This window comes from Arthrobacter sp. 35W (assembly GCF_000482545.1).
In the GTDB taxonomy this organism is placed as follows: domain Bacteria; phylum Actinomycetota; class Actinomycetes; order Actinomycetales; family Micrococcaceae; genus Specibacter.
Map to the genome: position 1 here is coordinate 1551229 of NZ_KI519454.1, position 17325 is coordinate 1568553.

Consider the following 17325-nt stretch of genomic DNA (forward strand, 5'->3'; position numbering starts at 1 on the left):
ACAGACCCAGGCGCTTGCCTAGGCCTGCACCAGCAGGCCGGTCCCAAACATCACGGCAAGCCCGGCGATGATGCCGGCGATGGTCAACGGCGTCAACGTCCTGCCCGAGGAATCCTTGAGCATGGGGACGAGTTTGACGGCGACCTGGGCCACGGCCCCGGCCCCGACCCCCAGCAGGAAGGCCGAGAGCGCCGGCTGGTAGACGGTGGCACCCACCAGGGCGCCGAGCACCGCCGGCGCACCGGCGATGAGACCGAGCGCGGCCAGCCAGCCCAGCCTGGGCGGTTCCTTGGCCAGCGGCGTGACAATCGCCAGCCCCTCGGTGGTGTTGTGGATGGCAAAGCCGACAATCAGCGACGCGCCCAGCGCCAGCGAGCCCACGGCATAGGCGGAGCCGATGGCCAGCCCCTCGCCGAGGTTGTGGAGCCCGATGCCGATGGCAATCAGCAGCGCCAGCCGCCGCGGCGGGAGCACAGGGGCACGCCCCAGGCCGCCGCCGTCGTCGTTGCGGCGCATCCATGCATCCGTTCCCTCCAAAATGAGGTACGCGGCACCCGCGCCCAGGAAGACCACCAGCGGACCGCCGAAGGCCCCGCTGCCGCCCAGGACGTCGACAGCTTCCATGATCGCGTCCATCGCCAGGAACGCGAGCAGGCCCACGGTGACGCCGAGCAGCACGCGGATCCATGCCGCCGAGGAACGGCGGATGAACGGCATCCACAGCATGCCCAGCGCCACCGGAATGACGCCCACGTAGATGCCCATCAATGTCATCAGCCCAAAGAACTGGTGCCCGCGCTCCGGACTCAGCGCCGCCGCCTCAATGTCGGCGGGGATCTTGGCCCCCGCAGAGGTCACGAGTGCCACCTCGTAGGGGTCCCCGTCCACCCACATGTAGTAGATGCTCAGCGTGGAGGATTCCAGCGGTCCCATTGTGGCCCGCGTCTGGGTGAACGTGGCGTAGTAGTCCGAGACGTTCACCTGGGCGATCGACACCGGGTCCGGCCCCTCGTTGCGGACGGTGATGTCGATCTGGCCGGGCGTGAGGCGGATGTTCTCAATGGCCACCTCTTCCTTGGGCGGGACGCCTTCGGAGAGCGTGGCCAGACCCGGGGCGTTGACCAGCCAAAACAGGCCCAGCACGACGGCGATGAGCACCAGGGGACCCAGGCCCAGCAGCCACCGCGGCGCCAGCGGCCGGTGCGGACGCGGCGCCGCGGAGGTGTCCGCGTGCGTGTCTTCATGGATGCTCATGCTGCGCTCACCTCGAAGAATCCCATCCAGCCCAGCTCGGCGAACTCGGTCTTGTGGGCATGGAACATGTACTTGCCCGGATAGGGGAAGCGCAGCTCCACGATGCCCCGCTGCCCCTGGACCTGGGAGATGGTGTCGGTGTACTCGCTGGGGGTCAGCATGGTGCCGGTGGGGTAGTAGTGGAAGAAGTTTCCATGCACATGGAAGGAGTTGATCGGATCATACTCAAGGATGTTGATCAGGTGGATCCGCACCAGCGCGTTCTGCTTCACCTGGACGGGGAAATCCATGTAGTGGAACGGCAGTCCATTGACCGAGTAGAACTCGTTGTCGTCCCCGCCGTCGGTGTTGTAACCGTTCATCACCATCACCATTTCGTCGTCGGCCTTGGGCCGGCCCTCCCTGGGCTCGATGATGAAGGCTCCGTAGAGGCCCTTGGCGATGTGCGGTGCCAGCGGCGACTGGTGGCAGTGGTACAGATGCGTGCCAAATGGTGCCGCATCGAATTCGTAGGTGAAGCTCTGGCCGGGGCCAATCGACCCGGGGCCGATGCCGGCGGTGCCGTCCATGGTGGCCCGGTGGATGCCGTGGAAGTGGATGGTGTGCGGGTGCGAGCCGGCGTTGGTGAAGTGGATGCGCAGCGCGTCGCCCTCCTGCGCCCAGATCGTGGGACCGGGGATCCGCCCGTTGTAGCTCCATCCTTTGAAGATGACGCCCGGAGCGATCTCGAAATCCTTGTCGACCGCGACGATGTCCCACTCGCGCAGCGTCCGTCCATCCGGCAAGGTACTGGTGCGACCGCGGTCGAAATCGCGCAGGATGGCCGTGGGGTCGATGCCCGCGCGCTCCGGCGGGACGGAGCCACCGGCAAATCCCGCGTGCCCGGCGTGGCTGCCCATGGCATCGTGGCCGGCGGCGTCCATGCCTGCCGCGCCGGCGTTGTTGGAGGTCGCCAGGGGTGCGGACGGCAGCCCGCCGTCCGATGAGCCGGTGCCCCCGTGGTGGCCGCTGCCGTCCAAGGGCTGCGGCGCCAGCACCGAAGCGAACGGGACGGCGGCGAGGACAGCCGCCCCGGACAGCATGGACCGCCTGCTCGGAAGCTTCTCAGGCAGTATTTTCGGCATGCCATTCCCTTACTTTTAGGTGTGCCTATATTTTAGTGCCTCCAGATTAGCATTCGGCCACGGCAAGCCACCATGGATGTCCCGGGACCAATAGTCCCCACAGGCGTCACGCCTGCATGAAAGCGCTACCGCGCAGCCGCAGAACGGCTGGCCTCCGCGCCAATTCCCGCGGCAGCTTCAAGCTCCTGGATAGCACTCAGGGCCATAGCGTAAGAATTCTGCAGAGAGTCCAACGCCTTATGGTGCTCGTCGGCCAGCCTCTCAACCTCGCTGTCGAGCATTCCAAGGGTGGCCGGCAGAGATGCAGGGACCGCATGTGCGAGGAAGCTGCCGAGGACCGACAAGGCGGCCAGCATGAGGTTTCCCGCAGCCCGGGCGTCGCTGGGCCGGTGCTGCGTCATCAAGACCTCGCGGGCCCGTTCAATCCGGCCCACCAGTCCAGCGGCCAATTCCGCGTCCTCGGCCCCCATGTTCCCGCAATAGAGCAACTTCCCGGGATGGGTCGAAGCCAGCTTCCGGGCCCGCTCCAGCGCGCGGCGATAGCGCCCGCCTCGGATTCGAGCCAGGACCATGCCGGAGATGCCGAACGCGGGGACAAGCCCGAAGATGTAGGCGAATCCAACCCAAAGGGGGATCTTGTCCACCAGTCCGGGCGAGACTTTCGACGCCGCGAAATTGCCCACGGGAATGAGAATGAACAGGCCAACGGCGGTCGTGGTGCCCCAGTTCCAGCCGCCGTCGTCCCGGACCGCGACGTCGGAACCAGCAGCCTCGGCTGCCGTCAATCCGATGTTCAGGTGCTCTGCCACCATGGTGTCTGCGATCCTTGCCTCAGGATTCAGTGCCGCGAATACAGTGACAGGTGGCAGCAGGTCATGGGCGGGTGCTGTGGATGCCAAGGGTTCCCCTTTATGTTCGAAGCCTCGGGGCGCGGCATGGGACCAACACAACCCCCAACGTGTATTGACGCCATGATTCTAGGGATGCAAGGTGGGTACGGCCCGCCGACCCGCCGCACGATTCCGCTAGCGGCGGCGGGCGGCCCAGGCTGTCCGGCTGCCGACCACGTGAAGGTCCCCGCGGACCAGCAGTTGGCGGGGATCCTTGCCCGCGAGGAGGCTGTCGAGGGCGCCGGCGTCTTCAGCGGAAAGCCGCCCATCAAGGGCTGAGCGAATGCGGCCCAGGAAGCCCTGGGCGTACCGCACTGCAATCGTCGGCTCCGGATTCACCCGGATGGGAAAGCTGCGGCGTTCGACACCGTCGAACCCGGCCCGTTCCATCGGGAGGCTCCAGTCCTCATAGCCGTTCCAGCCGGCCTGCGCCAGGGCCTCGTGGCAGCGCGCCTCAAGCCCGGGCCGGCCCAGCCCGACGTCGTCGGGAAGAAAGCGCGGCAGCGCATCCATCTCCACGGCCAGCATCAGTCCGCCCGGCACCAGGGCGGAGCAGGCATCGCGCAACACCCGCTGGGGGTCGGCGACTTCGTGCAGGGAGGACGATGCCCAGATGACGTCGACGGCGCCAAGGGCGGGCCAGGCCTCGTCGACGTCTGCCTGCACCGTGGCGACGCGGTCGCCCAGCCCCGCCGCGCCGGCAGCGGCTCTGACGCGCTCGAGCATCACGGTGGATTTGTCGACGGCCACCACATGGGCCGTCGGGAACGCTTCGGCCAGCGCCAAGGACCCGGTGCCGGTGCCGGCGCCGAGATCCACGATGGTTCGCGGCGACGCCGGCACAAGCCGCCGCGCCCATGCTGTGACGTCCGCCAGATAGGAGCCGAAGACGGCGGCATCCAAGTCCAGCTGCTCGGGCAGACCCGAGGCGTGGTCGTGTCCGTGGCGTTGTCCTTGGCCGTGGTGGTGGCCGGTGTGGGATTCATGTGTCATGTCTTCAAGGCTAACCACATTCTGCGCCAATGGCATAGAGTCTTGCGCATGACGCAAGAACTCGAATTGGATGCCCTCATCCGTGGACGCATCCGCGCCCTGCGGCTGGCCCGCGGCTGGTCACTGGATTCGCTGGCCGCCCGCTGCTCCATCAGTCCCTCCACCATGAGCCGCATTGAAACGGGCCACCGCCGCATCGCCCTCGACCAGCTGGTGCCCATAGCGCGAGCCCTGGGCACCACGCTGGACCAGCTCGTCGAAGCCGCCGAGGACCAGGACGTCGTCATCCGCCCACAGGCGCAGCATGCGCCGGGGCAGACAACCTGGCTGTTGTCCCGTGAGGAGACCCTCCATGGTGCGACGGTGGCAAAGATGCGGATCACCGCCGAGTGGCCGGCCGGCCCGGAGCATCGGCGCGTGCACCCCGGCCGCGAGTGGTTCGCCGTCCTATCCGGCACCGCCCGCCTCCAGTTGGGGGAGCGGACCATCCTCGTCCAGGCGGGGGACGCTGCGGAATTCTCCACCATGGTTCCGCACGTGATCGGAGCCCACAACGGGCCGGTGGAAATCCTCACCATCTTCGACCACGACGGCGAACGGGCCCACATGCACGATATGCACGGGGGAGAGCAGCTCACCCAGTCATAGACCGCTAATAATTGTTTAGCTGCCTAAAGTTTCTTGATCGATTGCCACTCCTGCTCGTGCCAGCGTCTGGGCGGATGGAGCAGTCCTTGGGAAGCCGATGCCACAGCCACTTCCCAACATTTGGATGGTCACCATCAGACAGCGCCGGGGAACGGGCGGCGATGGAGGAACGGGACCAGGAAGTCACGACGACAACGCGGTGGCAATCTGGCCTGCCGCCGCGGCTGCCAGCCCGCCGGTGTGTTCACTCCGGCAGCAGGACGCGGACCTGGTTCCTGATGTCCTGCGTTACTTCATCGACGGTGCTGGCGATGTTGATCGTGGCAGCCATGCTCAGGAACATGATCGCGGAGACGATGTGCGCGAGCGTGGCGGCACCGCCTGACTCGATGCGCTGGTCCCGCCGCAGCACGACGGCGATGGCCTCCTCCGTCTGAAAGGCGAGGCCGAGCGCATCGCGGTGGTGGGGTTCCCCGGGGTCGCCGAAGACCATTTCACGCAGGTAGGTCCTGCCATTGTCGATCTGGGTTCGGTTGCACTCCACCACTTGACGGACAAGTGCCATCACAGCGTCGAGCACGTCGGGAATTGCCTCAGCGGCAGCCCTGCCCCTGGCGAGTGCATCGGCATAGCTGGAGTTCTGCACCAGCAGGAGCAGCTCGCCCTTGGTCTTGGCGTAGAGGAACAGGGTGCCGGTGCCAATGTCGGCCTTGTCGGCGATTTGCTGGGTGGTGACGTCGTCGACACCATGCTCCGCAAAGAGCTCGTGTGCGGCCGCCATGATGCGGTCGAGTTTGGCCTGCTTGTTCCGCTCACGCCGTCCGGCCGGTTGAGGAGCTGCTGGCATAACGTTCCCTCCGGGAATAATGTCTGACTGCACTCAGTTATGACGATAGTCGGTACTGTGTGGGCTCGGATATGTGTGTGTTCATTCTCCCACGAAGGTCCGGAGCGTCCAGCTCCGCCCCCCGCAGTCCCGGCGTTCATGACCGACCGACATGAAGGACCAATCTCCCCATGACTTTGTCTTCTCTTTGGCAGCCGTTCACCCTTGGCGGCGTGGAACTTCCGCACCGGCTCGCATTGGCCCCGATGACCCGCAACCGCGCCAATCCGGATGGCACCCCTGGCGACCGTGCCGCGACGTACTACGGGCAGCGGGCATCCCTCGGCTTGATCATCACCGAAGGCACCCAGCCTTCGGCGGACGGGCAGGGGTACCCCAACACCCCCGGGATCTATGCACCCGAGCACGTCGAAGGTTGGCGGAAAGTCGCCGACGCGGTGCATGCCGGCGGCGGGCTGCTCTTCATCCAGTTGATGCATGCCGGCCGGATGTCACACCCGGACAACACGCCACACCAGCGCCAGCCGGTGGCGCCGTCGGCGGTCTCCGCCATTCAGGACATAGCCACCGCGGCCGGCCCCCAAAAGACGCCGGTGCCGCGCGAACTCAGCCCAGAGGACATCGAGACCACGATCGCCGACTTTCGCCATGCCGCAGCATCGGCGATCGCCGCAGGCGCAGACGGAGTCGAGATCCATGGTGCGAACGGGTACCTGCTGCACCAGTTCCTTTCCCCCAACTCCAACCACCGCACCGACTCCTACGGCGGGTCGGTGGAAAATCGGTCACGGTTCGTTTTCGAGGTGGCGCGGGCCGTCGCCGACGAGATTGGAGCGGACCGGGTTGGCATTCGCCTCTCGCCCGCCATGCCGTTGGGCGGAATCGACGAGGGTGGCGCCGTGAGCGTGCGCGAGCAGTACCTGCATCTGGTGGGTGAGCTTGCGAGCCTCAACCTCGCCTACCTGCACCTGCACCACGTCGGCAACGACGAATTGCTGCGCACCCTCCGCCAGTTGTGGCCGACCGCGGTGTTGGTGGTCCGCGACGGCCGGACCCGCGAGCAGATCGCCGACGACATCGACGCGGGCCTTGCCGACATCGCGCCGCTGGGCCGGTTCGCACTGGCCAATCCAGACGTCGTCGAACGCCTGCGCACCGAGGCCCCGCTGAATGAGATGGACCCGGCGACCATCTACGGCGGCGGCAACGCAGGGTACATCGACTACCCCGTCCTGGCACGCGCCTGATCGTGCGCCCCTGGGCCACCCCTCCCGAACGCACCGAATGGTGCAGCCAGTCAACACAAGAAGGATCATGGAAATGCCCACACTCAATGGAGCAGTTGTCCTCGTCACCGGAGCAAACGGTGGCATCGGAACCCATTTCGTCCACGAGGCTCTGGCCCGTGGTGCGAGCAAGGTCTATGCAAGCGCACGCACCCCCCGCACCTGGGACGACGATCGCATCGTGCCCCTGGCCCTCGACGTCACCGATCCCGCTGCGATCCAAAAGGCGGTGGAAGCCGCCTCGGATGTGACGGTGTTGATCAACAACGCCGGCGCCTCCGTGCCCAGCGCCGGCATCCTCAGCCACACGGACGAGGAAATCCGGACCAATGTGGAAACCAATTTCCTGGGCCCGCTCTTCCTGGCCCGTGCGTTCGCACCAATCCTGTCCGCGAAGGACGAGTCGGTGCTCATTGACATCCACTCAGCACTGAGCTGGTACGCGGTCGCCGGAATCTACAGTGCCACCAAGGCAGCGCTGTGGTCGGCCACAAACTCGCTGCGCCTTGAGCTTGCCCCCGACGGCGTCCATGTCGTTGGTGTGCATGTAGGGTACGTCGACACACCCATGGCTGAGCACGCCACCGGCCCGAAGACGGACCCCGCGGACCTCGTGAGCGCCGTGTTCGATGCCGTCCAGACCGGCCAGTACGAGGTCCTGGCCGATGCGACATCGGTGCAGCTCAAGGCCGGGCTCAGCGCACCCCTGGAAGCGGTCTACCCGCAACTGGGCGGTGTCACCGTCTAGCGGCGAATCTGGGGCACCGCTGGTCAATCAACTGCACACCAGCGGTGCCCCGCCTGGGACGACGGACCCGTGGTCAGGCGTTGCTGATGACCGCCTTGCCGCGAAGGCCACCCTTCTCCAGTTCCTGGAGAGCCTGGACGGTCTGATCGAAGGGGAGGATTCGTCCAACGATCGGACGCAGCGCACCGCCGTCGATGAGGGAGGTGATCTGGCGCAGCTGGTCGCCGTTGGCGCGCATGAACAGGAACTCATAGCTGACGCCAAGCTTCTTGGCCCGACGTCGGATGCCGGCACTGAGCGCGGTGATCCCCAGACGCAGCACCGGATTCAGGCCAATCTCGCGGGCGAAGGCCGGGTCCGGTGGCCCGGCGATCCCGATGGCCTTGCCGCCAGGCTTGAGTACACGCAGGGACTTCTGGAGGTTCTCGCCCCCGAGGCTGTCAAGCACCAGGTCGTAACCGGAGAGCACCTGCTCGAAGTCCTGGCTGCGGTAGTCGATGATGGTGTCGGCGCCGAGCTCGCGCACGAAGTCTGCGTTGGATGCGCTGGCCGTGGTGGCAACGCGCGCCCCGAGGTGCTTGGCCAGCTGGATCGCTATCGACCCCACCCCGCCGGCGCCGGCGTGGATGAGGACCTTGCGCCCCGGCCGCAAATTGCCCCGTTCGACGAGCGCCTGCCATGCGGTCAAGGCCACCAGCGGCAGCGAGCCCGCTTCCTCGAAGCTGATTGATGCCGGCTTGAGTGCCAGATCGGCCTCGGCGACCGCGATACGCTCTGCAAACGTCCCGATGCGGTCCTTGTCCGGCCGGCCGTATACCTCGTCGCCAGGCTTGAACGCCTGCACTCTTGCGCCGACGCGGACCACGACGCCGGCAAAATCGTTGCCGAGGATCAACGGCAGTTTGTAGGGCAGTATCTGCCTGAACTCGCCGGCCCTGATCTTCTCGTCTAGTTGATTGAGTCCAGCGGCCCGTACCTGCACGAGCACGTCGCGCTCTCCAACGACGGGCTCGGGTACGTCCACTTGCTCCAGCGGTCCCTTGTACCGGTTGATCACGAACGCCTTCATGGGAGCCTCCTGCTCGGTGAGATGGCACTTGCGCATCTTTGAGTACATTCAATTATGAGTGCGCTCATAATTGAATGTCAACGGAGGACTCGTGAATGGCGGTCGCATGCCGGGTGTCGGCCAAGCGAAGCCGGCAATTGGTGCGTCCGGCTATGCGGCGGGTGCGGTGTCGCGCCGCTCGTGGGTCTCGCCATAGGGGACGTCGCGGCTGACGGTGACGGTGTACGTGGTGGTGCCGTGCCGGGTGACTAGGATGCCGTATTGGCGGTCCTGCATGGCACGCGTGCGGGCGATTGCCTCGGCCGCGTTGAGGTCATTTTCGAGGGTGTCCGGATCGTGGGCGGTGATTTCCAGAACCAGGTCGGAATGGTGTTTGATCATCGGGGTCTCCATTGGTGGCGTGCTGCCGGATGTGCCGGCGTCGAAATGGGGTTGGGTGACGGGTGCCCTGTTGGGGCGCGCAGTGTCTATGGGGGAGTCTGTGGCTCATTGGTGTGCCCGGCATGCTGTGATGGGGCGGGCCGGCGGTTGTGTCCGGCGCATTGGATCGGGGAGTGTTGTACGTCTCGCGGATCCATACTCAGTGTGGGTGATCGGCAGACCTGAGGCAATACGTTCCCGCATATTTGTTCCGGCGGTGGTGCAGATCGCTGGACGGGCCGAAGGTGGACTGTCCAGCGCTGGTTGCCGAGGGGGCGGTTCCCGGCGGCCTCTTCAGCAGCCGCAGGACCGGCGGATGATGAGTTCTGTTGCCAGGAGTTGGACCCTGCCGTCCGGCTCGGCGGGGGAGAGGGCTGCCTCAACCGCTGCTTCGGCGATCTGGCTGATGGGCTGCCGCACGGTGGTGAGCTGCGGCCAGCTGAATTCCGATTCGGAGGTTCCGTCGAAGGAGACGACAGCAATGTCGTCGGGGATGGATAGCTTGGCTTCGTGGATGGCGCGGAGGGCGCCCACGGCCAGCAGGTCGGAGCTGGCAAAGAGGGCCGTCGGGGGCTTTGGCCGTTGCAGCAGGCGAAGGGCCGCTTCATACCCGCCCTGTCTGCTGAAGTCGGTGTATTCCACGGGCCCCTCGGCCAGGCCCGCCTCGTGGAGTGCCTTCCTCCAGCCATTGTGCCGGGGATCCACGCGGGAGGGGTCAATGTCTTTGCCGACCAGCAGGGCAATATCGCGGTGGCCGTGGCCGATAAGGTGCTCCACCCCCGTGACGGCACCCTGTTCATAGTCGGTGCTGACCGTAGGAACGCCGTGCACGCTACCGGACTGGTCGATGAGCACGCGGGGAATCCCCTGGACCGGCATGGCGGCCACCTCGCTTGGACTGAGCACTGTAGCGAGGATAATCGCGTCAACCTGTCGTGACACGAGATTGAGGGTGTTCTTCCGCTCGGTGTCTGCATCCGTGCGGGAGTTGGCGGCGAGGAGGGCATACCCCCGGGCGGCGGCGGCCAGAGCCATGGAGTCCGTGAGTTCGGCGAAGTAGGGATTGGTGCTGTCGGGGACGATCATGCCCAACAGCCGCGCAGATCCCATCGTCAACGCCCGGGCCGTGGCATTGGGCTGGTACTGCAGCGCCTTGATGGCGTCACGCACCCGCGCCGCAGTCGCTGCGGCGACCGGCTTGGGGCCGCCGTTGATGACGTAGCTGACGACTGCCGTGCTGACCCCGGCGTAGCGGGCAACATCGGTCCGCGTGACCTTTCCGGATCCGGACTGTATCTGCAGACTTGCCATGACGACCAACCTTCCATTCACTGGTTCACACCACTCTACCCGGGTGGAACGCGTGAAACGGGAACTCGTGGAGCAATTTCTTGTACCGATCAACTGCTTGCGGGAACGAGTCTACCCGCGTAGACTCTTTCCAGAACCGCCGAGCAGTGACCCTCCTCACGTTCTTCTCCTGCTGATATCCAGGCAACCTGAACACTTTCCAGAACACTTCAGATTCTCCGAAGGGATCAATGATGATGACCATTCCAAAGACCCGTGGCACGGCGCGGATCCTCACCGCGGCTGCCGCCCTTTCCGTCGCAGCCCTGGCACTCACCGGCTGCGGGGGCTCGGGAACGGGCGGCACCGACACCGCCGTTGAAGCGGGGTCCGGCGAGGGCACCATTAATGTCTGGGCCGTTGACGGCCAGGCGGCCGAGAACGACGCGCTGCAGAAGATCATCTCGAACTTCGAGAGTTCGCAGAGCAAGATCAAAGTGGATCTCAAACTCTTTCCCTCCGATCAGTACACCAAGGCCGTGAACTCAGCCGCGCCGGGTGACTTGCCCGACGTTCTTGATTTTGACGGGCCGACCTTGGCCAGCTTTGTCTACAACGGCAAGATGGCCCCATTGGAAGGCTTCGTGTCCGAGGAGACGCTGTCGAACCAGACGGACTCCATCAAGGCGCAGAACACAGTTGATAATGCCGTCTATGGCGTGGGCATGATGAATGCCGGACTTGCGCTCTGGGGCAACAAGCACCTCCTTGATGCCGCAGGCGTCGCCTACCCGACCACGCCGGAGAAGGCCTGGACGGCAGATGAGTTCACAGGCGTCCTGGACAAGCTTGCCGCCGTGGTCCCGGGCGGCAAGCCGCTGGATCTGTCCGAACAGTACGGCTTTGCCGGCGAATGGGGGACCTGCTGCTCGGCAGGTCCGGTCATCTGGTCCGGCGGCGGCACCATGCTCAAGGACAACAAGGCCTCCGGGGCATTGGACTCCGAGGCCAACGTGAAGGCTCTGACGACGTTTGCCAGTTGGAAGAAATACGCCGATCCAAACGCAGATGGGCTGGCATTCACGAACGGACGCGTCGCGCTGAGCTGGGTGGGGCACTGGACCTACCCGACATACAAGGCCCTGGGTGCTGATCTGGTATCGATCCCGCTGCCGAACTTCGGCAAGGGAACCAAGACTGCCTCCGGCACCTTTGCCTGGGGCATGGGCGCCAAGTCGAAGAACGGCTCGGCCGCCGGGAAGTTCCTGGACTTCCTGATGACTGACCAAAGCGTTCACACGTACACCGACGCCAACGGCGCCCCGCCCGCCACCAAGACGGCACTGGCCTCATCCAGCCTTTACGGGCCGGGGAAGCAGTTGGCACTTCTCGGAGATCAGCTGGGCAAGGCCTGCGGCACCGAGGACAAGATCACCGACAGTTGCGTCAGCGTCACCAGGCCGGTGACGGCGGGCTACCCCATCGTCACGGACCAGGTCGGCAAAGCCGAGGCAGCCATCTACGCAGGCAAGGACGCCAAGGAAGCCCTCAGCGCCGCTGCCCGCGCCATCGACCAGAACTTCGCCGACAACGACGGATACAAGAAGTAGAGCTTGTCCATCATGACCACCCACATGCAACAGACCAAGACCACCAAGGTGCCCTCAAGGCGCCGGTCGACCGCCGGCCTTTCCGGACATCGTTTCGCGGGCCCGCTCTTTGCCAGCCCGGCCCTGCTCGGACTCGCCATCTTCCTTGTCGCACCATTCGTGCTCGCCCTCGTGCTGTCCTTCTACCGCGTGCAACTCAATAGCCCGCGTCCGGCGCGGTTCGTCGGCTTCGAGCAGTACACCCGATTGTTCACCGATCCCGATCTCTCCGCCGCCTTTGGCCATGCACTGCTGAACAACTTCACCTTCGCCCTCATCGTCGTTCCCGTGCAGACGGTGCTCGCCCTTGCCTTGGCCACACTCGTCAATCGCAAACTGCGCGGCATGGTTATCTTCCGGACCTTCATCTTCATGCCTCTGGTCTTCCCGCTTGCCCTGACGGCTGTCATCTGGCGGCTCATCTACTCCAGGGGCGACCAAGGACTCCTCAACGCGATTCTCGGGTTCTTCAGTGGCGGCGCGTTCACCAGCCACGACTGGCTCGGCGCCCCCTCCACGGCCCTCGGATCAATCATTGTCATGTCGATCTGGCAGAGCGTGAGCTTCCAGATGATCATCGTTCTCGCGGCGCTGCAAAGCGTACCGACCGAACTCTATGAGGCGGCATCACTGGACCGTGCCAGCAAGTGGGCCCAGTTCATCCACGTCACGGTGCCCGGCATCAGAAACACGCTGATCTTCGTCGCCCTCATCACCACCATCTTCTCCTTCAGGCTCTTCGACCAGGTGTATCTGCTGAGCCGTTCCGGCAGCGTCGACAGGGAGTCGACAGAGACCGTGATGACCCAAATCATCAACATCGGGTTCGACAACAACAACGTGGGCCAGGCCGCCGCCATGACAGTCATTTTCATGCTGATCATCACAGTGATCGCAATCATTCAACGCGCCGCGGCGCGCCAGCGAGGAGGCATCTGATGTTGATGTCAAAGACCGTGACCCCACACCGGAGGGGTGGAAGCATGAAACGCACCCGACGCTGGCAATCCGGCGCCCACTACCTGCTGCTGGGCGTGGTCTCACTGTTCTTCTTCCTGCCCGTCTACTACCTCATCGTCGGCAGCTTCCGCCCCACCGACGAGGTTCTCAGTGGCATCAGCGGCTTCGTCCCCACGAACCTTTCCTTCGACAACTACACCGGCGTCTTCGACCACCTCAGTTCTGACGCCACCGGATACTTCGGACAGTTCGCGGCCGTCTCAATCCTGGTCACCACGGTGGTCGTCGCGGGCAGCCTGGTGGTGAACTCAATGGCGGCCTACTCCTTCGCCAGAATGCAATGGCGCGGGAAGAAGGTCCTCTTCCTGCTGGTCATTGTCCTGACCATCATCCCGTTTGAAGCCGTTGCCCTGCCGTTGTACTACATGTTCTCCGGCCAGCGGGACACCATCTACATCCAGGCAATTCCGTTCATCGCCAATGCGTTCTCGATCTTCCTGTTCTACACCTTCTTTCTCGACGTTCCGGGCGAGATCGAAGAGGCAGCGCGGCTGGACGGTGCCGGGCCATTCCGGACCTTCTTCCAGATCGTTGTGCCCATCACCAAGCCGGCGTTCGCCACCGTCGCCATCCTGACCTTCCTGGCCCAGTGGGGATCGTACCTATGGCCGGTCCTCATGGTCTCGGACCCCACCGTCCGGCCGCTCCCGTTGGCTATTAGCATCTTCCAGAACCAGCAGCCACCGGAGTGGGGCCAGGTGTTGGCCTTCGGCACGATGTTCATCGTCCCGGTCCTGGCCGTCTTCCTGGTTTTCCAGCGCTGGTTTGTCGCCAGCATCAGCAGCTCCGCGGTAAAGGGCTAGCACTTACCGATCCGGCCCCGCGCGAGCGGACGGCCCGTACTAGAAGATGGGTGTTTTCAATTGGTTTTCAGTCTCAAGGACTCCTGGGTGTGGGACTTCTGGCTTGCCGACGACGGCTCCACGTTCCACATGTATTTTCTCCACGCACCAAAAAGCCTGGGTGACCCTGCGCTCCGGCACCGCAATGCCCGGATCGGGCATGCCACCTCGCAGGACCTGAGCAGCTGGGTCGCCCACGGCGTCGTCCTTCAGCCCGATGACCCGGACGCTTTTGACGCAACCTCGACCTGGACCGGCAGCGTCCTCCAAGGCCCGGACGGAATCTGGCGGATGTTCTACACGGGGGCCCGATTCTACGAATCACACAACATTGAAGCCATCGGCCTCGCAACGTCCCCGGACCTCCACACGTGGACCAAGCACCCGGCCCTCGTGATTGAAGCCGACGGTCGCTGGTATGAAAAATACGGCGATTCGACCTGGCCCGAAGAGGCCTGGCGGGACCCCTGGGTGTTTGCCGACCCGGCCGGTGACGGGTGGCACATGCTGATCACCGCCAGAGCCAACACCGGAGACACCGACAACCGCGGCGTCATCGGCCACGCGGTGTCGCCGGACCTGGAAACCTGGGAGGTAGGGCCGCCCCTGAGCCAGCCCGGATCCGGCTTCGGGCACCTCGAAGTTCCCCAAACCGCGGTCATGGGGGACAGCACCGTCCTGTTGTTCTCCTGCGGGGTGGACACGCTCTCAGCCCAGAAGGCAGCAGGATTCGGCGGCGGCGGGATCTGGAGCCTGGAAACCGGCCAAACCAACGGACCCTACAATGTCTCATCAGCGGCGGTCGTCACCACGTCGCCCCTCTACAGCGGGCGCCTCATCCAGGACCGGGCCGGTCAATGGATGTTGATGGCCTGCCATGACGCCAACAGCGACGGTTCGTTCGACGGCATCATATCGGATCCATTGCCCGTCCACTGGGACCCAGAGCGCCGCAGCCTGGCCACCGTGGCACCACCCACCAACGCATGAGGAGTCCCATGCCAACCGACAACCAGGGCGCAGTCCTGCAGCTGACCGCAGCCGGAGTCACCGTGCTCATAGACGCCACGGATGGCCAGCTGCCCGCGATCATCCACTGGGGGCCCGAAATTCCGGCTTTGACCGCCGACCAAGCCCAGACGATGGTCCAGGCCAGCGTCCCGGTGGCCGGTTCCAACACCGTCGACCTGCCACCCCGGCCCAGCCTGCTTCCCGGGCAGCACAGTGGCTGGACAGGCCGGCCAGGATTGCGCGGTTCCTTCAACGGCATCGGATGGTCGCCTAAGTTCCGCACCCGCACCCTGGCCCTCAACGGCACCCCCGCCACGGGATTCATCTCTTCCGGCGCCGGTGTTCTTGAGTTCAGCGCCGTCGACGACGCTGAACGGTTGCGGCTGGACTTGGTTCTGGAGCTGCTCCCGGGCGGCCTTCTGCGGAGCCGGGCACGGTTGACCAACCTGTGCGACATGGCGTACGCCGTCGAAGATCTGGCCTTGTCCTTCCCGATTCCTGCTGAGGCTTCGGAATTGCTCGACTTCGCCGGCAACCACAACTACGAACGGGTTCCCCAGCGCGGCACGCTGCGGACCGGCACGCATCTGCGTGAGAACCGCAAGGGCCGGACCGGTGCCGACAGCGCATACATCCTGCACGCAGGAACCCCCGGATTCGGATTCGGCCATGGCGACGTCTGGGCCGTCCACACCGCCTGGAGCGGAAACCACCAGCACTACGCCGAGCATGTCTTCACCGGCGAGCAGCTCCTCGGCGGTGGTGAGCTGCTCCTGCCCGGTGAAGTCCTCCTGGGACGCCATGACAGCTATTCAAGCCCCTGGATCTACGCCTCCTTCGGGGCCGGGCTGGATGAGGTTGCACACCGCTTCCATGCCCATGTGCGCAGCCGCAGCCCACGGCTCTCCGCAGACCGGCCGGTGACCCTCAATGTCTGGGAAGCCGTCTATTTCGAGCACGACGCGGACAAACTCATCGATCTGGCCGAGCGGGCTGCCGCCGTCGGTGTTGAGCGGTACGTGCTCGACGACGGGTGGTTCGGTTCGCGCCGCGACGACACCTCCGGGCTGGGCGATTGGGTGGTCTCTGCGGACGTGTGGCCGACAGGGCTCCACCCCCTGGTGGACCGTGTCCACGCTCTCGGCATGCAATTCGGCCTTTGGTTCGAACCCGAGATGGTCAACCCCGACAGCGACGTCGCCCGTGCGCACCCCGAATGGATCATGGCCGCCCGCACCGATTTGCCCGTGGAGTCGCGCCACCAGCAGGTTCTCAACCTGGGCATCCCCGAGGCCTACGAACACGTGAAAGAGCAGATCCTCGCACTTCTGGCGGAGTACCGGATCGACTACATCAAATGGGACCACAACCGCGACCTCATCGAGGCCGGGAACCAGCTCGACGGCGGACGCCCCGGCGTCCACGAACAGACCCTCGCGTTCTACGCCATGCTGGGGGAGATCCGGTCGCTGCACCCGGGACTGGAAGTTGAATCGTGCTCTTCAGGCGGCGCCCGCATTGATCTGGGCGTCCTGGAACACACCGACCGGGTCTGGGTATCGGACAACATCGACCCGCATGACCGGCAGAACATGCTGCGCTGGACCACGCAGCTGCTGCCGCCCGAATACCTGGGCTCCCACATCGCCTCTGGACGCTCCCACACCACCGGCCGCCAGCACGGCCTGGCATTCCGGGCCGGCACCGCCGTCTTCGGGCATCTCGGCGTCGAGTGGGACCTGGCCAAGGCCCCCGCCGAGGACATCTCGGCCCTGCACCGGTGGATCGCGTTCTACAAGCAGGAACGATGCCTGCTGCTCACCGGCGACGTCGTCCGAATGGACGGGCACGATTCCAACGTCTTGGTCCACGGCGTCGTCAGCGGGGACCGTTCGGGGGCGATTTTCGCCGCCGCGGCGCTGGACAGTCTCTACCCCGATCCTGCCGGCCGCCTGAAGCTCCGCGGACTCGATCCGGAGGCAACGTACCGGGTGGAACCCGTCTTCCCCGGGGCCACACCCTCCGGGCTGCTGCCACCCGCATGGTGGGGCCAACCGACAGCCGCGGGCCAGACCGTCGAAAGCACGTCCCTGCGCGGCACGGCACAGGACGGCGTGGTCTTTCCGGGCGCCAACTTTCCCGGCGGTGTGCTGGCAACTGTCGGTGTCGCTTCCCCCAGAATCCACCCCGACCAGGTGGTTCTCTACCGCATCACCAGGGCCGGCTGACGTCAA

The 17325-nt window shown here is 65.1% G+C and carries 16 protein-coding genes; 8 read left to right on the plus strand and 8 right to left on the minus strand.

The annotated features are described in order from the left end of the window. Positions 1-18: 18 nt before the first annotated feature. The 4 genes from K254_RS0106690 to K254_RS0106705 form a co-directional block, all read right to left on the minus strand. A complete protein-coding gene (locus K254_RS0106690) occupies positions 19-1254 on the minus strand; it encodes a ZIP family metal transporter (protein WP_026554702.1) in 1236 nt (411 codons plus the stop codon). Beyond that, on the minus strand, positions 1251-2378 hold the full coding sequence (locus K254_RS0106695; protein ID WP_026554703.1) for a multicopper oxidase domain-containing protein: 1128 nt from the start codon (positions 2376-2378) through the stop codon (positions 1251-1253). The genes K254_RS0106690 and K254_RS0106695 overlap by 4 nt, the downstream gene beginning before the upstream one ends. Positions 2379-2503: 125 nt before the next feature. After that, entirely contained in the window at positions 2504-3277 is a 774-nt protein-coding gene (locus tag K254_RS0106700) for a hypothetical protein (protein ID WP_231391773.1), read from the minus strand. A gap of 126 nt (positions 3278-3403) precedes the next feature. After that, on the minus strand, positions 3404-4261 hold the full coding sequence (locus K254_RS0106705) for a class I SAM-dependent methyltransferase (RefSeq protein WP_026554705.1): 858 nt from the start codon (positions 4259-4261) through the stop codon (positions 3404-3406). A gap of 48 nt (positions 4262-4309) precedes the next feature. Between K254_RS0106705 and K254_RS0106710 the strand changes: the two genes are divergently transcribed. Further along, positions 4310-4909: a helix-turn-helix transcriptional regulator gene (locus tag K254_RS0106710; protein WP_026554706.1), complete on the plus strand. Its 600-nt coding sequence runs from the start codon at positions 4310-4312 to the stop codon at positions 4907-4909. A gap of 244 nt (positions 4910-5153) precedes the next feature. Here K254_RS0106710 and K254_RS0106715 read toward each other — a convergent pair whose 3' ends face one another. Next, positions 5154-5756 (minus strand): TetR/AcrR family transcriptional regulator, encoded by a 603-nt coding sequence (locus tag K254_RS0106715; protein ID WP_026554707.1) that lies wholly within the window; start codon positions 5754-5756, stop codon positions 5154-5156. A 170-nt stretch (positions 5757-5926) separates the two neighbouring features. On the opposite strand from K254_RS0106715, the gene K254_RS0106720 reads away from it, so the two are divergent. After that, complete coding sequence (locus K254_RS0106720) at positions 5927-7003, plus strand: alkene reductase (protein WP_026554708.1); 1077 nt, start codon at positions 5927-5929, stop codon at positions 7001-7003. A 73-nt stretch (positions 7004-7076) separates the two neighbouring features. Then, on the plus strand, positions 7077-7790 hold the full coding sequence (locus tag K254_RS0106725; RefSeq protein ID WP_035749070.1) for an SDR family oxidoreductase: 714 nt from the start codon (positions 7077-7079) through the stop codon (positions 7788-7790). Positions 7791-7863: 73 nt separating this feature from the next. On the opposite strand, the gene K254_RS0106730 is transcribed toward K254_RS0106725, so the two are convergent. The 3 genes from K254_RS0106730 to K254_RS0106740 all read right to left on the minus strand — a co-directional run bounded on the left by K254_RS0106730 (position 7864) and on the right by K254_RS0106740 (position 10590). Beyond that, complete coding sequence (locus K254_RS0106730; RefSeq protein ID WP_026554710.1) at positions 7864-8859, minus strand: NADP-dependent oxidoreductase; 996 nt, start codon at positions 8857-8859, stop codon at positions 7864-7866. A gap of 150 nt (positions 8860-9009) precedes the next feature. Then, positions 9010-9240, minus strand: coding sequence for a hypothetical protein (locus K254_RS0106735; protein ID WP_035749072.1), 231 nt, complete (start codon positions 9238-9240; stop codon positions 9010-9012). Positions 9241-9573: 333 nt separating this feature from the next. Further along, positions 9574-10590, minus strand: a complete 1017-nt coding sequence (locus K254_RS0106740) for a LacI family DNA-binding transcriptional regulator (RefSeq protein WP_026554712.1) — start codon at positions 10588-10590, stop codon at positions 9574-9576. 233 nt (positions 10591-10823) lie between these two features. Between K254_RS0106740 and K254_RS0106750 the strand changes: the two genes are divergently transcribed. From K254_RS0106750 to K254_RS0106770, 5 genes are read left to right on the plus strand one after another with little or no spacing between them, the layout of a single operon-like run. Next, entirely contained in the window at positions 10824-12179 is a 1356-nt protein-coding gene (locus K254_RS0106750) for an extracellular solute-binding protein (RefSeq protein WP_035749073.1), read from the plus strand. Positions 12180-12191: 12 nt separating this feature from the next. Then, positions 12192-13157 carry a carbohydrate ABC transporter permease gene (locus K254_RS0106755; protein WP_231391852.1) on the plus strand — a complete coding sequence of 322 codons (966 nt, stop codon included), beginning with the start codon at positions 12192-12194 and terminating at the stop codon, positions 13155-13157. A 44-nt stretch (positions 13158-13201) separates the two neighbouring features. Further along, entirely contained in the window at positions 13202-14041 is an 840-nt protein-coding gene (locus K254_RS0106760; RefSeq protein WP_231391774.1) for a carbohydrate ABC transporter permease, read from the plus strand. Between the two features lie 60 nt (positions 14042-14101). After that, a complete protein-coding gene (locus K254_RS0106765; protein WP_026554717.1) occupies positions 14102-15070 on the plus strand; it encodes a glycoside hydrolase family 68 protein in 969 nt (322 codons plus the stop codon). Between the two features lie 8 nt (positions 15071-15078). Further along, positions 15079-17319: an alpha-galactosidase gene (locus tag K254_RS0106770; protein WP_026554718.1), complete on the plus strand. Its 2241-nt coding sequence runs from the start codon at positions 15079-15081 to the stop codon at positions 17317-17319. The last annotated feature ends 6 nt before the right edge of the window (positions 17320-17325 follow it).

Excerpts from the sequence above, each read along its gene's own strand:
- K254_RS0106690 (WP_026554702.1), bottom strand. The coding sequence starts at position 1,254 with ATGAGCATCCATGAAGACACGCACGCGGACACCTCCGCGGCGCCGCGT.
- K254_RS0106695 (WP_026554703.1), bottom strand. The coding sequence starts at position 2,378 with ATGCCGAAAATACTGCCTGAGAAGCTTCCGAGCAGGCGGTCCATGCTG.
- K254_RS0106705 (WP_026554705.1), bottom strand. The coding sequence starts at position 4,261 with ATGACACATGAATCCCACACCGGCCACCACCACGGCCAAGGACAACGC.
- K254_RS0106710 (WP_026554706.1), top strand. The coding sequence starts at position 4,310 with ATGACGCAAGAACTCGAATTGGATGCCCTCATCCGTGGACGCATCCGC.
- K254_RS0106715 (WP_026554707.1), bottom strand. The coding sequence starts at position 5,756 with ATGCCAGCAGCTCCTCAACCGGCCGGACGGCGTGAGCGGAACAAGCAG.
- K254_RS0106720 (WP_026554708.1), top strand. The coding sequence starts at position 5,927 with ATGACTTTGTCTTCTCTTTGGCAGCCGTTCACCCTTGGCGGCGTGGAA.
- K254_RS0106725 (WP_035749070.1), top strand. The coding sequence starts at position 7,077 with ATGCCCACACTCAATGGAGCAGTTGTCCTCGTCACCGGAGCAAACGGT.
- K254_RS0106730 (WP_026554710.1), bottom strand. The coding sequence starts at position 8,859 with ATGAAGGCGTTCGTGATCAACCGGTACAAGGGACCGCTGGAGCAAGTG.
- K254_RS0106735 (WP_035749072.1), bottom strand. The coding sequence starts at position 9,240 with ATGATCAAACACCATTCCGACCTGGTTCTGGAAATCACCGCCCACGAT.
- K254_RS0106740 (WP_026554712.1), bottom strand. The coding sequence starts at position 10,590 with ATGGCAAGTCTGCAGATACAGTCCGGATCCGGAAAGGTCACGCGGACC.
- K254_RS0106750 (WP_035749073.1), top strand. The coding sequence starts at position 10,824 with ATGATGACCATTCCAAAGACCCGTGGCACGGCGCGGATCCTCACCGCG.
- K254_RS0106755 (WP_231391852.1), top strand. The coding sequence starts at position 12,192 with ATGACCACCCACATGCAACAGACCAAGACCACCAAGGTGCCCTCAAGG.
- K254_RS0106760 (WP_231391774.1), top strand. The coding sequence starts at position 13,202 with ATGAAACGCACCCGACGCTGGCAATCCGGCGCCCACTACCTGCTGCTG.
- K254_RS0106770 (WP_026554718.1), top strand. The coding sequence starts at position 15,079 with ATGCCAACCGACAACCAGGGCGCAGTCCTGCAGCTGACCGCAGCCGGA.